Below are 17,290 nucleotides of genomic sequence, written 5' to 3'. Positions count from 1 at the left end.
GGGCATACCGTACACGAAACCGTACACAAACAAAAAAAGCAGGATATAAACAACTGATTTATAGTTATTTATATCCTGCTAGTGTGCCGAAGGCGAGACTCGAACTCGCATGTCCGTAAAGACACACGCCCCTGAAACGTGCGTGTCTACCAATTTCACCACTTCGGCAGGTACGCTTTCCCTTGTTGGGACTGCAAAGATAAGGGGCCACCTGTACGTTTTGCAAGCATTTGCGCAAAAAAACAATGGTACACGGATTTTAGGGATTTTAGCTTTGGTTACAAGAGTTGGATTTACACGGATTTGCTTACGCTACTGTTTACTCGTGCGTCAGCTGGAAATCCGCGCAGATTCGTCTCTTGCAGCTGAAACTAAAATCCCTTGAATCCACGTACCATCTTTCTAGCTGACGCAAATCCGTGTAGGTCAGCTTCTTGTAGAGAAGACTAAAATCCCTAAAGTCCTCGTACCATCATCACAGCTCTACTTTCTCGTACATATCGGGGATGGCTACGTTGGGAAAACCGGCGGTAAGAAGCTTTTCGCGCCAGACTTGCTGGGTGTCGTAGTCGCCGTGGACGAGGAACAGGGTTTTCACGGCGGCGGGGTTTTGGCAGCTCAGGAACTGGAGCATCTCGACCGAATCGCCGTGGGCTGATAGCGAATCCATGATCTCGACGGTGGCGTTGACGTCGTAGCGTTCACCGAAAATGTTTACCTGCTTGTCGCCACGCTTCAGGATGCCGCCCAGACTGTTGGGCGAGGCATAACCCACAAACAGGATCGTGGTGCTAGGGTCTTCAATGTTGTTTTTGATGTGATGCTTGATCCGTCCCGCCTCGGCCATACCCGACGGCGCGATGATAATGCACGGCCCCGGCCGGTTGTTGATCGCTTTCGACTGCTCCACATCCGACACATAATGCAGGTTCGGGAAGTCGAAGGCGTCGCCGTCTTTGTTGATGTAGGCCAGAATGTCGGGGTTAAAATCTTCTTCGTGGTTCCGCATCACCGTGGTGGCGCTGACCGACATGGGCGAGTCGATGTAGACCGGTAAGGTAGGGAGCCTGCCTTCGCTGGCCAACTGGTCGAGGGCGTAAATCAATTCCTGCGTGCGGTCAACAGCGAAGGCGGGAATGAGTAGCTTACCCTGCTTCTGCACGCAGGTTTCTTCCACAATGCGCAACAAATGCGCTTTCATGTCGGGCTCGGTTTCGTGCACCTTATCGCCGTAGGTCGATTCACAGAGGATGTAGTCGGCCTGGGGGAAGGTCTCGAACGTGCGGAGGATCTTGTCATCGGGGCGACCAATGTCGCCGCTGAAAAACACTTTCTTTTCCACCGTTTTACCGTCCGCACTGGCTTCTTTGATGCTCAGGCTGATGGCAGCGCTGCCCAGCAGGTGGCCGGTGTCAGTGTAGAGGAAGCTGACGTTGGGGTTCAGGTACGTTCGTTTGCCGTATTCGACCGCCTGCATCTGGTCGAGGGCCTGTTGTACGTCGTCTTCCGTGTATAGAATGTCCAGTTCAGGCTCGTTCCGGTTGCGGCGGCGTTTGTTTACCCGCTCCAGGTCTTTCACCTGAATCCGTGCGCTGTCCATGAGCATAATCCGGCACAGATCAAGCGTCGACGGTGTGCAGAGAATCGGGCCTGTAAAGCCCTGACGCACGAGCCGGGGCACCAGTCCCGTATGATCGATATGCGCGTGCGACAGGATGAGTACGTCGACGTCGGCGGGGTTAAAGCGAAAATCCTGGTTTAGCTCGTCGGTGTTGATGCCCTGAAACAGGCCACAGTCGAGCAGAATGCGGAAGCCATCGGCGGTGGTAATGAGGTGTTTGCTGCCCGTAACAGTGCGGGCGGCACCCATAAATTGAATGGTCATTATAAAGGGGTTGGAAAGTCAGACAGGCAAGGTAGTAACTGGTTGGAGAGTTTGATGCTTTTAGGTTAACGCGCTGTGTAACTGGCTAGCTGCGGCGCTGGCACGAGTGTGTACTCGTGCCTTTTATATCGCAAGCATCTGCTTGCACAGCGCGAAAGCGCAAGGGTAGCTGAAATACATTTTTGCTCTACCATATTGCGCTTTCGCGCTGTGCAAGCAGATGCTTGCGACATAAAAGGCACGAGCACATGCTCGCGCCAGCCCCGCGTGCGCCGCAGCACGTCAATACTGCGACAGCGTAGCCTTCAATGATGACACCATGGCTTCGGCGAGGCTGGCGGGGGCAAGCACGCGCAGGTGCTCGCCGTAGGAGCGCAGGTGCATGAGCAAATCGCGGTTGGGGGCCAGTCGAAGCCGGACAATGCACTCCGTCTCGGTGTCGGAAATCACTTCCTGGGTTTGGTGAATCGGTTTTGCTTTTACGTAGCGGCCGAATAACGGACTGAACGACAGGCGTATTTCTTCAACAGGGCCGCTGCTGTCGGTGATGCCGTAGATGTGTTCGAACAGTTCGCTGACGTTGGTCAGAATTTCTTCAGGTACGTAGCAGGGTTCGTCGAGAATAGACAGGTCGCTCATGCGGTCGAGCGCAAACGTGCGTTCTTTCTGGGTACGTTCGTCGAAACCAATCACATACCAGCTGTCCCACACTTCCCGAAGTAAAATCGGATGCAACGTGCGTAGTACGGGTACCACACCGGGTTCGGTGGGCTCGTGTTTAGTGTACCGGAACATGATCTGCCGGTTCTGGTTCACCGCCCGGATCAACACAGGTACGTATTGCCGGTTTCCACCCAGAATTTTCTCTTCTACATACACCACACGCCGTCCAAGACCCTCTGGGCCATCACCGGGTTTTACCTCGCGGATGATGTCGAGGCTCTGCCGTACTTTTTGCAGGGCGCTGGTCAGTTCATCGGCAACAGAGGCTCCCTGCGTGGCGGCCAGCACCTCGCGGGCGTAATCGAGCGCTTCCATATCGTCGGGCGTGAGCATGAGCTTCAGCAGCCTGAATTGCGGGTTGGTGTAGTAGTAACCATTGGCCCGCTTGTCGTAGGCGATAGGCGCATCGTGGTCTTCACGTAGACGCTGAATGTCTTTTTCGAGCGACGAAATTGACCGGATACCACAGGTTTCCTGACACAGTTCGAACAACCGTTCTTTGGAATATTGGCGGGGGTACCGGCTAATGACCTCGTCGATTAGGCGGTAGCGTTGAAAAGCAGAGCGGGTAATAGGCATAGGAGAGGAGTGGGGGTTTTACCCTCACCCCCGGCCCCTCTCCCTCTACGGGAGAGGGGAGTTGCTTTGGCGTAGCTCCGCTGAAGAATGGGCCGAACACCCCCCTCTCCTTATGAAGGAGAGGGGTCGGGGGTGAGGTGAATACGGGTAAATCTCCTGAAAAAAAATTTCAGAAAAAAAGATCAACGTAAAAAGATTACGTCTTGCTAGTTAAATATTTGTATCGGACATACAGAAACGATAATCATGAACCTTACGCAACGTCCGCGACTGAACGCAACTTACCCCGCCGCACTGGCCAACTCGCCAGCTGCCGTAACCTGCCCCCGCCGGGTCAGCCATCGAGCCAGCTTATCGGCCCGTCAACTGTTTGATGTTGAACTGGGGCTGGTGCTCCTGAGCCAACTGATGCCAACGGCTTCTCCAGATCACCTGCCCACGCTACTTAGCGATGACGCACTGACCCAGGATGACAATTGGACAACCAAACAGCGCCGCTGCCTGAACCGGGGCCGCGAACTGCTGAGGCCTTTCCAGCAAAGCAACCTGTGGAGCGACCTTCTTGACCGATACAGCCGCCTGACTGACCAGATGCAGGCCTTCGACATTAGTAACGATCGCAGCCACTTCAACCAGAAGTCGGTTGGTTTTTTCCGCAACCGCGTCTTTACCCTGCGTCAACTGCTGGCCTAAGGTCGACATGTCGCAGCACTCTTGCTCGAACAACAACAAAGAAGATGAACATGACTGCTTTCACCCTAGCTTCCAACCCACTGCCTTCGCTGCCCATCCGGGCTACGCGTTTCAGCTGGCAGGAACCCCTGGCTACACGCCTGAAGCATCAGTATAACCTGGCGGGCCAATCGGCTAATCGCCTTCTAAATATCGAATTAGGTCTTTTTCTGCTTACCGAACTGCTGCCCGACGCTCCTCCCGAGGCATTACCCGATCTGCTATCCGGCAACGGCCTGATCTACCTGCGTCGGCCCGTCTGGACACCGAAACAGCACCGTTTGCTGAGTCGTGGCCGCACCTTGCTGGCTCCTTATCAAGATCGGGCTACATGGTTTCAGGCACTGGTAAAATATGCTTCGCTACCCGCTCAGGCCCGCATGTACAGCTTAAGCCAGTACGGCAGCATCACGGAGAGCGCTAATGCCCATGCCGGCAGCTACACCCAACGCGAACGCCTGACTCTTTTCTGGCGGGCAATGATTTAAGAAATGTCATTACGCTGCGCTGTCATTGATGGTCATTCATTGCTTAACAGTAAATGACTACAAATGACGCCAAGCAAATGACTACTTAATGACAGCGAAGCGTAATGACGACCTAATTAATAACCCCTTCTTTATGCTATCTCAATTCATACAACATATCACAGGCGCAGCTAATCCGGCTTCGGCGCTGAAAACAGTTACTGCGCCCGCCCTCACAACAACATCAACGGCAGCACCCGCGCCGTTGTCGGTGACAGACTCAAGCGCACCAGCTTTGCGCACGGTGAAGCTGATTATGGTGACGGCGGCCAATAATAACAAGTATTACGAAATGCACGAAACCACCTCAGGTACGTTCACCGTCAGCTATGGCCGGGTGGGTGGTTCGGTCAGTACGGCCACGTACCCGATGAATTTGTGGGATAAGAAGTTTCGCGAAAAAGTGGCGAAGGGCTACGTCGACCAAACGCATTTGTATGCCGACAAACCCACCACGACCAGCGCCGATTCGATCGCCGATGTTCAGGTACGTGCCCTGATGACGAAGCTGATGGAGTATGCCAATCAGTCGATCTTCCAGAACTACATAGTGTCGGCGCAGCAGGTGACGAAACAACAGGTTGACACGGCACAACAATTGCTGAACGAACTCGCTGCACTCACCGACATGGGTTTGGATATCGGGCGATACAACGACGCGTTGTTGAACCTGTTCAAAACGATTCCGAGGAAGATGGGGAAGGTAAGTCAACACCTTGTCCAGCAAAGTCCACAGACAAGCAGTGATCTACAGGAATTACGTGATTACCTGGCTGCCGAACAAGACACATTGGATGTGATGCGAAGCCAGGTAGAGTTGAATCAGCCCAAGCCCGACCCGAATAGTCCCGAAGCGGCAGCGCCCTCTTTGCTCGACGCGCTGGGCCTGACCGTAGAGCCCGTTACTGATGACCGGGTGTTGACCTTAATTAGGCGGATGATGGGTTCAGACGCCGCTAAATTTGACGCTGCCTTTTCTGTCCAACAGACTCATACTGAGGCGTCTTTTACCAAACACGTAGCTACGGCCAACAACAAAAAGACACAGTTGCTCTGGCACGGAAGCCGCTCCGAAAACTGGTTATCGATCTTGAAAAGTGGTCTGGTGCTCCGGCCGACCAACGCCGTCATTACCGGCAAAATGTTTGGTTACGGCATCTATTTTGCCGATCAATTCAGCAAATCACTCAACTACACCTCACTGAGTGGCTCTGTTTGGGCAGGTGGTCGGCAGCGTGAGGCTTATTTGGCCATTTACGAAGTACATGTTGGCAAGCAGTTTGTAGTAAACGAACATGAAACCTGGCACTATAACCTGACGGGCGAGGTGTTACAACGACGTAACCCAAACCTCGACTCAGTATATGCTCAGCGTGGTAAGAGCCTGTTAAAGAATGAGTTCATTGTTTACAACCAGAATCAAAACACCATTCGATATCTGGTTCGCGTAAAACTGTAACAACCTAAACCTCTGAGAATCATGAAGCTAAAACCACTCAACCGGCAGTCTGTACGCATGGCGGCAACGATGCTGATGCTGGCCGAAGGAAGCACGACAACACTCAACGTAAAAGTATATCTCCGCGACCGGGGTTTCCGGGCGGGGCAATCTGAAGTATCGTCGTGGCTATTCCGCATTGCTACCCGCGAACGCTGGACTATCAACGACAACGGCACATTCCGGGTCTATTATTTTCCCAACTTCATGGGGCTCCCCTTTACCGGCAACACCATTGATCGCATTTCACCTCACCCCCGGCCCCTCTCCTGAAAACCAGGAGAGGGGGGGCATTTCTACCTCGCGATTGTTTATCAAGATATTGTTTCTCTGAGCATTGGTGCGCGGGCGAAGCTATTGTAGTGCTGCTCCCCTCTCCCGTAGGGGGAGAGGGGCTAGGGGTGAGGGTAAGCGCGGTCACTCATCCAGTAACCCCATCTCATCTTTCAGCTCTACGCCGGAGAGTTTGCGGGTTTTCATTTCGGAAAGCAGGTACAGCAACTTTTGTACGGCAAAGTGGTACGGCATGCCTTCGGGGCGAATGTTCGAGACGCAGTTTCGGGATTCGTCGGTTAAACCGGGGCGGGGGGCGTAGGTCAGGTAAGCGCCCATGCTGTCGGGCGACGTAAGGCCGGGTCGTTCACCAATGAGCATCAGGGTCATGCCGGCTTTCAGGGCATGAGCCACCTCATCGGCAATGGCCACGCGCCCCTGCTGCACCAAACAAATCGGCGTTAATGACCAGCCCAACGTCACTAATTCAGGAACAAGCTGCTTCAGCAACGGAACAACGTGTGTATTGATAGCCGTGGCAGACAATCCATCAGCCACCACAATTGACAAGTCAGCGGGGCGGGTACTAAGCGTTTTCAGCCGAAGCCACGAATCAGATTCCAGCCGACGGCCCTGATCAGGACGTTGCAGGTACGTTCGTCGGTCGGTGGCCTGACTTTGGAGTAGTACGGGCCGGGGAGAAATGCGATCGATGTCGGCTAGGAGCCGTCCGGTTTCGAGTGTCGAATACACGGCATCGCGAGCGCGGGCATGGTCGAGTTGAAAATCGAGCAGGGCGCGTGTTGGTAGGCTATGCCCGGCACGGCCTTGTGCGATGCGGGCGGCGGTATAGGTTTGCAGGAAGTCCCAGGGGTCTTTTTCCATGACAACAAGATCGGACTATTTTTTCATTCTTCTTCCCAGGCCGACGTCCAGTAGTAGCGTTTAAATAGCCAACCCGACGCCAGTAAATTAAACGTTGCCAATGCCCAAAGCGGAATCCGGAACATGATGAAGAGGAAATAGACGATCAGCATGATATACAGGTACGTCATGGTTCGATCGGGCGTGCGATGAACGCGCAGGAGCAGGCCGTGTTGCAGACTCAGCAAACTAACGCCAAACACCCAGGCCCCGAGCGACCTCCATAGGGGTTGATCAACAGGGAGGTGATAGAGCAGGAGCAGGGCTTCGGGGAGCAGCAACAACGCAAACTGACCAACGTACCCAGCCCATCGCCGCCAGTTGGCCACAGGTATGTTCCGATAAATAGACAACCAGCGATGCTCAAACCGATAGTGTTCGTAAACTACTGTAGCGTGGCCCAGACCAACAAGTAATGCGCCCAACCCGATCAGCCGAAGGTCATAATCGGGGGTTCGGAAAAGATTGATCCGGTAATGGTCCGTAGCGTAGAGCTTCAAAATACCGATCCAGACCAAGCCCGTTCCAAGCTTTGTTCGCCAGAAAAGTGTTGCTTCCTGATTCACTAAATGTCTGAAATAAAACAGGCTATAGGGTGTACGAACGTACCTGCGCAACCGGTTTACCCACGCCATCCAGCGACTCACCGGATTTGGGTGACGCAGAGCATATTCGTACCAGCTGAGGCCCGCCGCCCAAAGTAGAAGTAAGCCACTGATGATGGCCACTATAGCCCAAATTTGCTTTTCCTGCCCCGCAATTCGCCCAACAAACAAGGCATAGGCCACCGCCGGTCCCATCAGCAGGAGTTGGGCAATGCCCAGCCCCGCCCATTTCTGAATAGGGCTGAACAGCCTGAGATGAAGCAATACATCGTAACGGTTGATCATGCCTACGGCGAAACGCGTAGCCAGCAAGGTGTACAGCAGCCAGATAGCCACGTACAGAGACAGTACCAGCGCCGACGAAACGGCATAGGTTGCCAGCGCAATATGATCGTCACCACGCATGAAACCGCCCGCTAATAGCCCAGTCATCCAAAGCAAACCCGCATTTTGCCGGTAAAATGGATATACCAGCGTTTTGGTCAGAACGGTGATTGTTGATTGCATTGTGTTGCTGTGAAGTTTTGTGTGTAGTTAGAATCGCTCATTCTTCCCGCACCACCGTCTGATTCGCAACCTGCCAAACCGAATCAATGGGCAGTTGCGCTGTTTCCATGGCTTGGTGCGACGATAACAGGAAATTCACTCCCGCCAGTCGTGCTCTGTCGATCAGGTTGGCCACCGTTTGAGTAGCGGCCACATCGAGTGTGACCAATGGTTCATCCAGCAAAATCAACGTTGGCTGACCCAGGAACGCCATAATCAGCGATGTCTTTTTCAACATCCCGCTCGAATACGTACCCACAGGCGTGTGCTGATACGTACCCACGCCAAACTCTTCAATCAGCCCTTCCGCTTGTCCAGCGGGTGCCTGCTTGGCATCGGCCACCCACGAAATCAGTTCGTACGCCGTTAGGAATGGCGGGAAGGTTGGCTCGGCTTCGGCATAATTCACCTTCAGCCGATACGCCATCACATCGCGTCGACTATCCAGTTCATTCAGCATCACTGACCCTTCGTGCGGCAACATACCGGCAATGGAGCGAAACAGCGTGGTTTTGCCGGCCCCATTCGGCCCTTTCAACCAATGAATGCCTGTTGGCAACTGCCAGTCAGGAATCGTGAGAATGGGCCGTTCGCCGTACGATTTCTGGAAATTGTGGAGATGGAGCATAGTGCGGTGATGGTACGCGGATTAAAGGGATTAAATGGATTTGCGCGGGTTTTTGATTTAAGCGAGTGATGATGGCACGCGGATTTTGCGGATTAAACGGATCTGCGCGGATAATGGATTAAAATAGATTAGCTCTGCTTGAGGCTACAAATCCACTTAAATCCATAATCTGCGCAAATCCGTTTAATCCGCAAAATCCGCGTACCATCATCATCCGCGTGCCATTGTCATCCGTGTCAATCATTTTAAATCCCTTAAATCCGTATTCCCATTCTTCTTCTCCTTAATCCACACTCTCGCCTGCGGGAAACGGCGTTGCAGGCGCTTTCGCTGATTAGGCGTGGCTACGCTGAAGACCTTCGTGAGTGCATCGGCATACGTACCTGTGGGCGCATGAACAGTTGCCTGCACAAAATGACGCAGTCCCAGACCGGTTCGCGGATTCATGATGTGCGAGTACCGACGTCCGTTTATATCCAGATGCCGCTCTGTATCGCCGGAGGTAGTGATAGCGGCGTTTTTAAGGAAAATTACGGAATCAGCTTCGGCCTTGGGCAGACCAATTCGCCAGCCTTCGGGCTGTGTGGGCGGTGCGTCGCCCACCAGAATATCGCCGCCAATGTCGAGCAGAAAAATGCGAGTACCGTGCTGGTAAAGCACTTTCTGCGCTTCATCGATAGCGAACCCCTGCCCAATGCCACCCAAATCAAGCCGCATACCCGGCTTCCGCAATCGTACCGACTGGCTACTCGAATCCAGTTCGATGTACCGCCACGACACGGCCTTCCGCGCTTTTCGACGTTCGCGCGCATCCGGAAATTGGCGCTGTCGTACCGCCCGCCGCCACAATTGCGACAGCGGCCCAATCGTAGGGTCATACCGCCCGCCCGATTGTTGGGCGATGAGTTTAGCTTTTTGCAGCACATCGAACAGCGTAGGCGAGACATGCACCCAACGATTCTGCCCGCTTGTTGCCGATAATCGGTTCAATTCCGAGCCATCCAGATAATCGCTCATGATCTGGTTCAGCGTATCCATCCGCGCCGAAACGGCTTCGTAGGTACGTTGTGCGGTCAGGCTGTCGGGCGCGTAAAGCGTAACCGTAAACGTTGTCCCCATGAGGCCACGACGGAAGGTGAACGGCCTTATGGTTATTTGATGCTGGATGGGCGATATGTAGGGGCGGCCCATCGTGGCCGCCCGCTCTCGGCCCGACAGGGACGCCTGTACATGGGATTCATTTCCCGGATGTTGAGTTGCCGGAAATGCGTTGGCCTGTGAATTGTGATTATCGGGTGTGTATCTTCTCGAAACAAATACGCGGCCCTGACGGTCCGAAAGCGGGCGACCACGAGGGTGGTCCGGCATTCCGGTTGCCCCTACATATTTACCATCCAGCATCGAGGGCAAACACCAGGCATATCCACCATCTGGCAGGAGGCCAATCAACAGTAACAACCAAACTTTCCCCAAAAAACTGCTCATCATAGAATCAAACCCCCATCAATTTCGTTTTCTAGCCTACGGGTGGGGTATAGTTGCGCGACACCAAATTTAGCCCCACTTTCGCAACCCGTTTTTAACTAACCACGAACAAACTCTTTATGCGCTAAACGCAGGGATGAAGACGTACTACGACCTGATTGACCAGACCTTTGAATTTCCAACCTTGGAGTTCAACGTCGAGAACAACCACCTGTTGTTCAACAATGTGCCCTTGATGGACATTGTAAAACAGTATGGCACCCCGCTTAAACTGACGTACCTGCCGAAGATTTCGGAACATATCGATCAGGCTAAGTCGCTGTTTAAGAACGCGATGAAGCGCTATAATTACAAAGGCAATTACACGTATTGCTATTGCACCAAGTCGTCGCACTTCCGGTTTGTGCTCGACGAAGTGTTGAAAAACAACGTGCACCTCGAAACCTCATCGGCCTTCGATATTCCCATTATTCGGGAGTTGTACCGAAGCGGCAAGATCAACAAAAGCACGTATATCATCTGCAACGGCTACAAACGGCCGCTCTATACGCAGTATATCAGCGAACTGATCAACGAGGGTTTCAACGTATTCCCGATTCTGGATAACCTCAAAGAAATTGAGGCCTACGAAGACTCAGTAACGGCCGATACGGTAAATCTTGGCATCCGAATTGCAACGGATGAAGAACCAAACTTCGCGTTCTATACGTCGCGGCTTGGAATTCGTTACAGCGACATCAACGAGTTGTACAAGAGCAAGATTCAGAACAGCAGCAAGTTCAAACTGAAAATGCTGCACTTCTTCATCAATACGGGCGTGAAAGACAGCGCGTATTACTGGAGCGAGCTGAGCCGGTTCATGTACAAATACTGCGAATTGCGAAAAATCTGCCCTGACCTCGACAGCATCGATATCGGTGGTGGATTACCCATTCAGACCTCGTTCCAGTTCTCGTACGACTACCAGGCCATGATCGACCAGATCGTGGAATCGATTCAGTGGATCTGCAACAAGAACAACGTACCTGTTCCGCATATCTTCACAGAATTCGGTTCGTATACGGTAGGAGAGAGCGGCGCCGTTATATACAAGGTTATTGACCAGAAGCTTCAGAATGACAAGGAGTTGTGGTACATGATCGACGGATCGTTTATTACGCAACTGCCCGACTCGTGGGGCTTGGGACAGAAGTACATTATGTTATCGGTGAATAACTGGGATAACCCGTACCAGAAAGTAAATTTGGGCGGACTAACCTGCGATTCGCACGACTTTTATAATACCGAAGTACACTCGGCTGACCTCTATTTACCTATTTTCGATCAGGAAACGGAAGATCAGTATGTGGGCCTGTTCCACACGGGTGCGTACCAGGAATCGCTTGGCGGGTATGGCGGCATTCAGCACTGTCTTATTCCGGCGCCACAACACGTCATTGTCGACAAAGATGAGGAAGGCAACCTCCGCACGCGCCTGTTTGCGCCGGAGCAGCACAGCGAGTCGATGTTGAAAATATTGGGCTATACGCCTACCAATTTACCGCAACCAACTGAACTGGAGGCGGCACAGGCCGCTGAAGAAGCAGAGGAAATTGCCGAATTACAGCCTGAATTAGTGAAGGAAGAGAATTAACTAAATCAAACTCATGAAAAAGGTAGTGATGTTGGCAAGTGCCGTGCTGTTGCTCTCAATGGGTGCCTGCGCCCGCAAAGGCGTTTGCCCGGCCTACGGCGCAGCTAAGGCGAAGCCTGCCGTTACGCGGGCGGCGTAGAAATTAGTTTGGGGTTTGTTGTTTGACGTTTGTCGTTGCCCTGCTCGATTACCATTCTTGGAATCAGCAGAGCAACGACAAACGTCAAACGACAAACCCCAAACTCGTTTTAAGCGATACGACGATGTTTAATCACCCGTCTGGCTGTCAGGAAAAAAGCGGTTAGCTCTAATAGCATACCAATTGCCATGAGGGTACGCCCCACGTCTACGCTGAGATGCGTTACAAACAGGTAGCATCCGGCAAGCACGAGTACAGTGCCAGCGCCGAAGAAATACGCGATGGCGAGCCAGGATGGGTTTTTCTTCTTCATGGCAGCTGAATTTAATACGAGGCAAAGACAGCCACATACGGTGACGACCAATTGAATAATCTCTCTATTATTATCAACAAAGTCGACTCTGAGCGATCTGTCAAAGTAGACAACCATAGTGTAAAGAGTGCTAAGCAAGAAGTAAGGCAGTATTATTCCCCAAATGATTACTTGCTGAATCTTTCTTGTGTTAATGTTCATCGCGTAAATAGACTGACGATTTAGTTTTGAGTTTCATTTTACTCTCAACTACTTATCTGTTAAGTATATGCAGACCACGCAGAAAGCTGTGACGGCAGTGGAGGTACTTAACTAAAGGCATGATAGCTTCCTCCGCAATATAGTCAAACCTAACTTACATTTTAGAAGGTATTGGACCACTATTTAATCGGCCATCTCAACCAGGATTCGCTTCAACTCCATTTTTGCCAAAATCAGTATGCATGCATACTATTTTTGAAAATTTCGTAGTTTTGTCTTACTGAACAGCAACCTCCTGGGCGGGCGACATCCACTATGAAGAAAGAGAAAACCGTTGATTTTCACCTGAAATGGGGTTGGCACGCCATTTCCAGGATGTACAATGCCCACGCGGCCCGGTTCGATCTGACGATGGCGACTGGGTACGTCCTGCTTAACATCGATGCAGAGCAAGGCACACCGGCGACGAAAATTGGTCCGTTGTTGGGTATGGAGCCGCGAAGCCTGGTCAGGATGCTGAAAACGCTGGAAGAACGCGCCCTGATTCGGCGCGAGACCGACAAGTCAGACAAGCGGTTTGTGCGCATTTACCTCACGGAAGAAGGCAAAGCAAAGCGCGAAATGGCCCGCGAAGGCGTCATCGAGTTCAACAAGATGGTTCGTGAGAAAATCCCGCTCGACAAGCTCGTTGTTTTCTTCGACGTCATTAAGGAAATCAACCTCATCGTGGAAGAAGAAAACGTGAAGCTGAAAGCCACCAACGCCCCAATCGAAGACGTTTTATAGTGGAAATGTCATTATGCTTCGCGTCATTAAGTGGTCATTGATAGTCATTTATTGAAAAAACTATCCAGACAACAAATGACTATCAGTGGCCACCTAATGACAGCAAAGCATAATGACTACTTAATGACATTTCACTAATGCAACCGACTTACCCTGTTATCGCCAAGCCACTCTTAGACCGCTTTGTTGGTCTGATGCAGGTGGCGAACGCGTTTTACCGGGGTAACTCAGCTAATCCAGCCAAGACGATGGACATATCGCAGAGCGACGTACAGAGCCTTTTCCGTAGCCTGAACCGGTTTGGCGTTCATTATCTGCTGGTTGGTGGTATGGCCAATATTGTTCACGGCTATATCCGGGCAACGGAAGACCTTGATTTGTGGATCAGAGCTGACGATGCTAACAAAGCAAGCCTTGTGCAGGCATTGGTCGAGAACAACGTGGTTGGAGCCGAGTTGCTGATGAACGTTCCCCTGCTATTTGGATGGTCGACAGTGACAGTCGGCAAGCAGGGATTTACGCTGGACATGGGCCATTCGTTGAAAGCATTTGCTGATACCGATTTCGATGCCTGTTACGCTCGAGCCCGCGATGCCACGTTCGATGATGTTCCGTTTAAAGTCATTCACCTAAATGACCTGATCACTGAAAAAAAAGCCACTGGCCGCCCTAAGGACCTTGGTGATGTAGATGAACTCACTAAACTTATAAACCGCTGATGATAATGGTACGCGGATTAAAGCGATTTAAAACGATCAGCGCAGATTTTTGGATTTAAGCGGATTCGTAGCCTGAAGCAGAGCCAATCCATTATAATCCAAGAATCCGCGTAAATCGTTTTAAATCCCTTTAATCCGCGTACCCATCTATACCAATACCCTTCTCATGGAAGCAACACTCGAAAAACCCAAAACAACCCAGAAGAACCGTAGCATACGGCGTGTAGCCGTGCTTGGCTCGGGCATCATGGGGTCGCGCATTGCGGCTCACTTCGCCAATATCGGCCTCGACGTTCTGCTACTCGACATGGTTCCGCGTGAACCCAACGCCGCCGAAGCCGCAAAAGGCCTGACTACCGACAGCCCCGCCGTGCGTAACCGGATGGTGGGCGATGCCTGGCAAGCGATGCTGAAAGCAACGCCTGCGTCGCTCTACAGTCCCAAATTTGCCGACCGCGTGAAACTGGGCAACTTCGACGATAACCTGAAAGACATTGCCAATTACGACTGGGTGATCGAGGTGATCGTGGAGCGGCTGGATATTAAACGCTCACTATACGAGCGTGTGGAGCAGTTCCGCAAGCCAGGTACGTTGATCACCAGCAACACGTCGGGTATTCCGATGCACTTGCTGACCGAAGGCCGTAGCGACGATTTCCGCCGGCATTTCTGCGGTACCCACTTCTTCAACCCACCGCGCTACCTGCGTCTGCTCGAAATCATTCCCGGCCCCGACACCGATCCCGCCATCATTGATTTCCTGATGAGTTACGGCGATCTGTATCTGGGCAAAACCACCGTTCTTTGCAAAGACACGCCCGGCTTCATTGCCAACCGGCTCGGTATCTACGCTATGGTGCAGACCATCCGCGTGGCCGAAGAGATGGGCCTCAGCGTGGAGGAAGTCGATAAACTGACCGGCCCGGTAGTTGGTCGGCCGAAGTCAGGTACGTTCCGGCTGTCAGACGTGGTGGGTCTGGATACGACCGTCAACGTGGCGGGTAATCTGGTGAAGCTGGAGTACGACGAGTCACACAAGGCGTTTGAACTGCCGTCGGTGATGCAGAAGCTGAGCGATAATAAATGGCTCGGCGACAAAACAGGGCAGGGTTTTTATAAGAAGACGAAAGACGAGAAAGGCAAGACGGTCATTCTGGCCTTGAACCTGAAAACGTTTGAATACGAACCCTCGCAGAAAGTAAAATTTGCCACGCTGGAAAGCACCAAAGCCATCGAGAGCCTACGTAAGCGGTTTTCGGTGCTGCTGGCGGGTACCGACAAAGCGGGTGAATTCTACCGCCGCACCTTCTCCGATGCCTTCCAATACGCCACGAATCGTATTCCCGAAGTAGCCGACGAACTGTTCAAGATCGACGAGGCCATCAAAGCGGGCTTTGGCTGGCAGATGGGCCTGTTCGAAACCTGGGACGCCATTGGATTACAGGCTGGTATCGACATGCTGGAGAAGCAGGGCACGAAACCTGCTCAGTGGGTCTACGACATGGCTGCCAGCGGTGCTACGAGCTTCTACAAAACCGAGAAAGGCAAAAAGCAGTATTACGATATCAACGCCAAGGCGTACAAGACGATTCCGGGTACCGAGTCGTTCATCATTCTGGAAAGCCTGAGCGATAACGTGATCTGGAAAAATGCCGGTGCTGCCATTTACGATCTGGGCGACGGCATTATCAACCTCGAATTCCGCTCGAAGATGAACACCTTTGGCGCGGAAGTAATCGAGGGTCTGAACAAGGCGATTGCGCTGGCGGAGAAAGATTTCCGTGGTCTGGTTATCGGTAACGAATCGACTGAGGCATTCTCGGCGGGGGCCAACCTGGCTACGCTGTTTATGTTTGCCCTGGAGCAGGAATATGACGAGATCAACCTCATGATTTCGCAGTTCCAGCAGACTATGATGCGGGCGCGGTACTCGTCTATTCCGGTCGTAGGCGCACCTCATTCGCTGGCCCTGGGCGGTGGTTGCGAGCTGAACCTCCACTGCGACCGCGTAGTGGCACATTCAGAAACGTACATGGGTCTGGTGGAAGTAGGCGTCGGCCTGATTCCGGCGGGTGGTGGCACCAAAGAAATGGCCGCCCGCTGCTCGGATCTCTACCAAACCGGCGATCCTGAACTGAACATCCTGCAAGCCGCCTACATGAATATTGCCACGGCGAAAGTGTCGACCTCGGCGCAGGAGGCCCGCGAGATGAATTACCTGTTACCCTCCGCGCAAATCGTGCTGAACCGCAGCCGCCAGATCGCCGAAGCCAAGCAGGTAGCGATTGAACTGGCCGAAAACGGCTACACGCAGCCGAAACCACGTACCGACATCAAGGTTCAGGGCAAAACGGGCATCGCGCTGTTCAAAGCGGGTATCACGGCTATGAAAATGGGCCGGTTCATCTCAGATCATGACCTGAAAATCGCCGATAAGCTAGCCTACGTCATCTGCGGCGGCGACCTGAGTTCACCCCAGAATGTAACGGAGAAATACCTCCTCGACCTGGAGCGTGAAGCCTTCCTGTCGTTAACCGGCGAGAAGAAAACGCTAGAGCGTATTCAAAGCTTGCTGCAAGGCGGCAAGCCGCTACGGAATTAGAGGCTGCTTTTAGTGGCTAAATGACATGATTATATCTGTCAAGTAACTTTCAAAAATTACTATTGATAGTAATTTTTGAAAGTTACTTGACAGATATTTATATTTGTGCTACTATTTAGGCAAAAGCCCCCTGACAATTAAGGCAGAGGGCTTTCGGTAAGCGGTGACTGCCTACTAGTGTCGATGATAGTCCATCAACATTGAGAAAGCAGTCCGAACCAGCGTTGCAATCGTATTGATCTTATGCTGGTTCTTTTTGAGCCAACTTGAAACTGAGAATTTCGAGTTGCTCTTGTTTGACTTAGCCATAATGGTCTTATGGTTTTGGTAAAACATAGTGACACGCTCTCCGCGCGTGACAACGGTTGAAAAGGGCTGGTGGAACAGCCCTTTTTCTATTTGCAAGATAATAACGATAATACCTTAGTCATCCCCTTGCCGAGTTTATACAAGCATTTTAAAGCTCAAAACTTGTATTACTATCTCAAGGTA

General features: G+C 52.1%; 16 protein-coding genes and 1 tRNA gene. 9 read left to right on the top strand and 8 right to left on the bottom strand.

Annotation, left to right across the window (positions count from 1 at the left end):
- Positions 1-84: 84 nt before the first annotated feature.
- From ACAW87_RS20775 to ACAW87_RS20765, 3 genes are all read right to left on the bottom strand, one after another.
- Positions 85-168, bottom strand: a tRNA-Leu gene (locus ACAW87_RS20775).
- A gap of 307 nt (positions 169-475) precedes the next feature.
- A complete protein-coding gene (locus ACAW87_RS20770) occupies positions 476-1,885 on the bottom strand; it encodes an MBL fold metallo-hydrolase (protein ID WP_370725565.1) in 1,410 nt (469 codons plus the stop codon).
- A 282-nt stretch (positions 1,886-2,167) separates the two neighbouring features.
- Positions 2,168-3,187 carry a helix-turn-helix transcriptional regulator gene (locus tag ACAW87_RS20765; RefSeq protein WP_370725564.1) on the bottom strand — a complete coding sequence of 340 codons (1,020 nt, stop codon included), beginning with the start codon at positions 3,185-3,187 and terminating at the stop codon, positions 2,168-2,170.
- 246 nt (positions 3,188-3,433) lie between these two features.
- On the opposite strand from ACAW87_RS20765, the gene ACAW87_RS20760 reads away from it, so the two are divergent.
- From ACAW87_RS20760 to ACAW87_RS20745, 4 genes are all read left to right on the top strand, one after another.
- Positions 3,434-3,880, top strand: a complete 447-nt coding sequence (locus ACAW87_RS20760) for a pPIWI_RE_Z domain-containing protein (RefSeq protein WP_370725563.1) — start codon at positions 3,434-3,436, stop codon at positions 3,878-3,880.
- 44 nt (positions 3,881-3,924) lie between these two features.
- The gene (locus ACAW87_RS20755) at positions 3,925-4,407 is read left to right on the top strand and encodes a pPIWI_RE_Z domain-containing protein (protein WP_370725562.1); all 483 of its coding nucleotides are present in this window, start codon (positions 3,925-3,927) and stop codon (positions 4,405-4,407) included.
- 133 nt (positions 4,408-4,540) lie between these two features.
- Positions 4,541-5,905: an ADP-ribose polymerase gene (locus ACAW87_RS20750; protein ID WP_370725561.1), complete on the top strand. Its 1,365-nt coding sequence runs from the start codon at positions 4,541-4,543 to the stop codon at positions 5,903-5,905.
- Between the two features lie 21 nt (positions 5,906-5,926).
- Positions 5,927-6,217, top strand: a complete 291-nt coding sequence (locus ACAW87_RS20745) for a hypothetical protein (protein ID WP_370725560.1) — start codon at positions 5,927-5,929, stop codon at positions 6,215-6,217.
- A 144-nt stretch (positions 6,218-6,361) separates the two neighbouring features.
- Here ACAW87_RS20745 and eutC read toward each other — a convergent pair whose 3' ends face one another.
- The 4 genes from eutC to ACAW87_RS20725 all read right to left on the bottom strand — a co-directional run bounded on the left by eutC (position 6,362) and on the right by ACAW87_RS20725 (position 10,408).
- Entirely contained in the window at positions 6,362-7,102 is a 741-nt protein-coding gene (gene eutC, locus ACAW87_RS20740; RefSeq protein ID WP_370725559.1) for an ethanolamine ammonia-lyase subunit EutC, read from the bottom strand.
- A 23-nt stretch (positions 7,103-7,125) separates the two neighbouring features.
- Positions 7,126-8,253, bottom strand: coding sequence for a hypothetical protein (locus tag ACAW87_RS20735; RefSeq protein ID WP_370725558.1), 1,128 nt, complete (start codon positions 8,251-8,253; stop codon positions 7,126-7,128).
- Positions 8,254-8,290: 37 nt separating this feature from the next.
- Positions 8,291-8,920 carry an ABC transporter ATP-binding protein gene (locus ACAW87_RS20730; protein ID WP_370725557.1) on the bottom strand — a complete coding sequence of 210 codons (630 nt, stop codon included), beginning with the start codon at positions 8,918-8,920 and terminating at the stop codon, positions 8,291-8,293.
- Between the two features lie 240 nt (positions 8,921-9,160).
- The gene (locus ACAW87_RS20725) at positions 9,161-10,408 is read right to left on the bottom strand and encodes an FAD:protein FMN transferase (RefSeq protein ID WP_370725556.1); all 1,248 of its coding nucleotides are present in this window, start codon (positions 10,406-10,408) and stop codon (positions 9,161-9,163) included.
- A 133-nt stretch (positions 10,409-10,541) separates the two neighbouring features.
- Between ACAW87_RS20725 and ACAW87_RS20720 the strand changes: the two genes are divergently transcribed.
- Positions 10,542-12,038, top strand: a complete 1,497-nt coding sequence (locus ACAW87_RS20720) for a type III PLP-dependent enzyme domain-containing protein (RefSeq protein WP_370725555.1) — start codon at positions 10,542-10,544, stop codon at positions 12,036-12,038.
- Between the two features lie 13 nt (positions 12,039-12,051).
- Positions 12,052-12,177 (top strand): hypothetical protein, encoded by a 126-nt coding sequence (locus ACAW87_RS20715; protein WP_370725554.1) that lies wholly within the window; start codon positions 12,052-12,054, stop codon positions 12,175-12,177.
- Positions 12,178-12,286: 109 nt separating this feature from the next.
- On the opposite strand, the gene ACAW87_RS20710 is transcribed toward ACAW87_RS20715, so the two are convergent.
- Positions 12,287-12,490: a hypothetical protein gene (locus ACAW87_RS20710; RefSeq protein ID WP_370725553.1), complete on the bottom strand. Its 204-nt coding sequence runs from the start codon at positions 12,488-12,490 to the stop codon at positions 12,287-12,289.
- Between the two features lie 516 nt (positions 12,491-13,006).
- Between ACAW87_RS20710 and ACAW87_RS20705 the strand changes: the two genes are divergently transcribed.
- The 3 genes from ACAW87_RS20705 (at position 13,007) to ACAW87_RS20695 (ending at position 16,798) form a co-directional block, all read left to right on the top strand.
- Positions 13,007-13,477 (top strand): MarR family winged helix-turn-helix transcriptional regulator, encoded by a 471-nt coding sequence (locus ACAW87_RS20705; protein ID WP_370725552.1) that lies wholly within the window; start codon positions 13,007-13,009, stop codon positions 13,475-13,477.
- A gap of 137 nt (positions 13,478-13,614) precedes the next feature.
- The gene (locus tag ACAW87_RS20700) at positions 13,615-14,196 is read left to right on the top strand and encodes a hypothetical protein (protein WP_370725551.1); all 582 of its coding nucleotides are present in this window, start codon (positions 13,615-13,617) and stop codon (positions 14,194-14,196) included.
- A 166-nt stretch (positions 14,197-14,362) separates the two neighbouring features.
- A complete protein-coding gene (locus ACAW87_RS20695; RefSeq protein ID WP_370725550.1) occupies positions 14,363-16,798 on the top strand; it encodes a 3-hydroxyacyl-CoA dehydrogenase/enoyl-CoA hydratase family protein in 2,436 nt (811 codons plus the stop codon).
- The last annotated feature ends 492 nt before the right edge of the window (positions 16,799-17,290 follow it).

Source organism: Fibrella aquatica, assembly GCF_041321135.1.
GTDB lineage: Bacteria > Bacteroidota > Bacteroidia > Cytophagales > Spirosomataceae > Fibrella > Fibrella aquatica.
This window is presented reverse-complemented; position numbering and strand designations above follow the sequence as displayed.

Excerpts from the sequence above, each read along its gene's own strand:
- ACAW87_RS20705 (WP_370725552.1), top strand. The coding sequence starts at position 13,007 with ATGAAGAAAGAGAAAACCGTTGATTTTCACCTGAAATGGGGTTGGCAC.
- ACAW87_RS20725 (WP_370725556.1), bottom strand. The coding sequence starts at position 10,408 with ATGATGAGCAGTTTTTTGGGGAAAGTTTGGTTGTTACTGTTGATTGGC.
- ACAW87_RS20770 (WP_370725565.1), bottom strand. The coding sequence starts at position 1,885 with ATGACCATTCAATTTATGGGTGCCGCCCGCACTGTTACGGGCAGCAAA.
- ACAW87_RS20745 (WP_370725560.1), top strand. The coding sequence starts at position 5,927 with ATGAAGCTAAAACCACTCAACCGGCAGTCTGTACGCATGGCGGCAACG.
- ACAW87_RS20695 (WP_370725550.1), top strand. The coding sequence starts at position 14,363 with ATGGAAGCAACACTCGAAAAACCCAAAACAACCCAGAAGAACCGTAGC.
- ACAW87_RS20735 (WP_370725558.1), bottom strand. The coding sequence starts at position 8,253 with ATGCAATCAACAATCACCGTTCTGACCAAAACGCTGGTATATCCATTT.
- ACAW87_RS20715 (WP_370725554.1), top strand. The coding sequence starts at position 12,052 with ATGAAAAAGGTAGTGATGTTGGCAAGTGCCGTGCTGTTGCTCTCAATG.
- ACAW87_RS20700 (WP_370725551.1), top strand. The coding sequence starts at position 13,615 with ATGCAACCGACTTACCCTGTTATCGCCAAGCCACTCTTAGACCGCTTT.
- ACAW87_RS20765 (WP_370725564.1), bottom strand. The coding sequence starts at position 3,187 with ATGCCTATTACCCGCTCTGCTTTTCAACGCTACCGCCTAATCGACGAG.
- ACAW87_RS20750 (WP_370725561.1), top strand. The coding sequence starts at position 4,541 with ATGCTATCTCAATTCATACAACATATCACAGGCGCAGCTAATCCGGCT.
- ACAW87_RS20720 (WP_370725555.1), top strand. The coding sequence starts at position 10,542 with ATGAAGACGTACTACGACCTGATTGACCAGACCTTTGAATTTCCAACC.
- ACAW87_RS20730 (WP_370725557.1), bottom strand. The coding sequence starts at position 8,920 with ATGCTCCATCTCCACAATTTCCAGAAATCGTACGGCGAACGGCCCATT.
- ACAW87_RS20760 (WP_370725563.1), top strand. The coding sequence starts at position 3,434 with ATGAACCTTACGCAACGTCCGCGACTGAACGCAACTTACCCCGCCGCA.
- ACAW87_RS20710 (WP_370725553.1), bottom strand. The coding sequence starts at position 12,490 with ATGAAGAAGAAAAACCCATCCTGGCTCGCCATCGCGTATTTCTTCGGC.
- ACAW87_RS20755 (WP_370725562.1), top strand. The coding sequence starts at position 3,925 with ATGAACATGACTGCTTTCACCCTAGCTTCCAACCCACTGCCTTCGCTG.
- eutC (WP_370725559.1), bottom strand. The coding sequence starts at position 7,102 with ATGGAAAAAGACCCCTGGGACTTCCTGCAAACCTATACCGCCGCCCGC.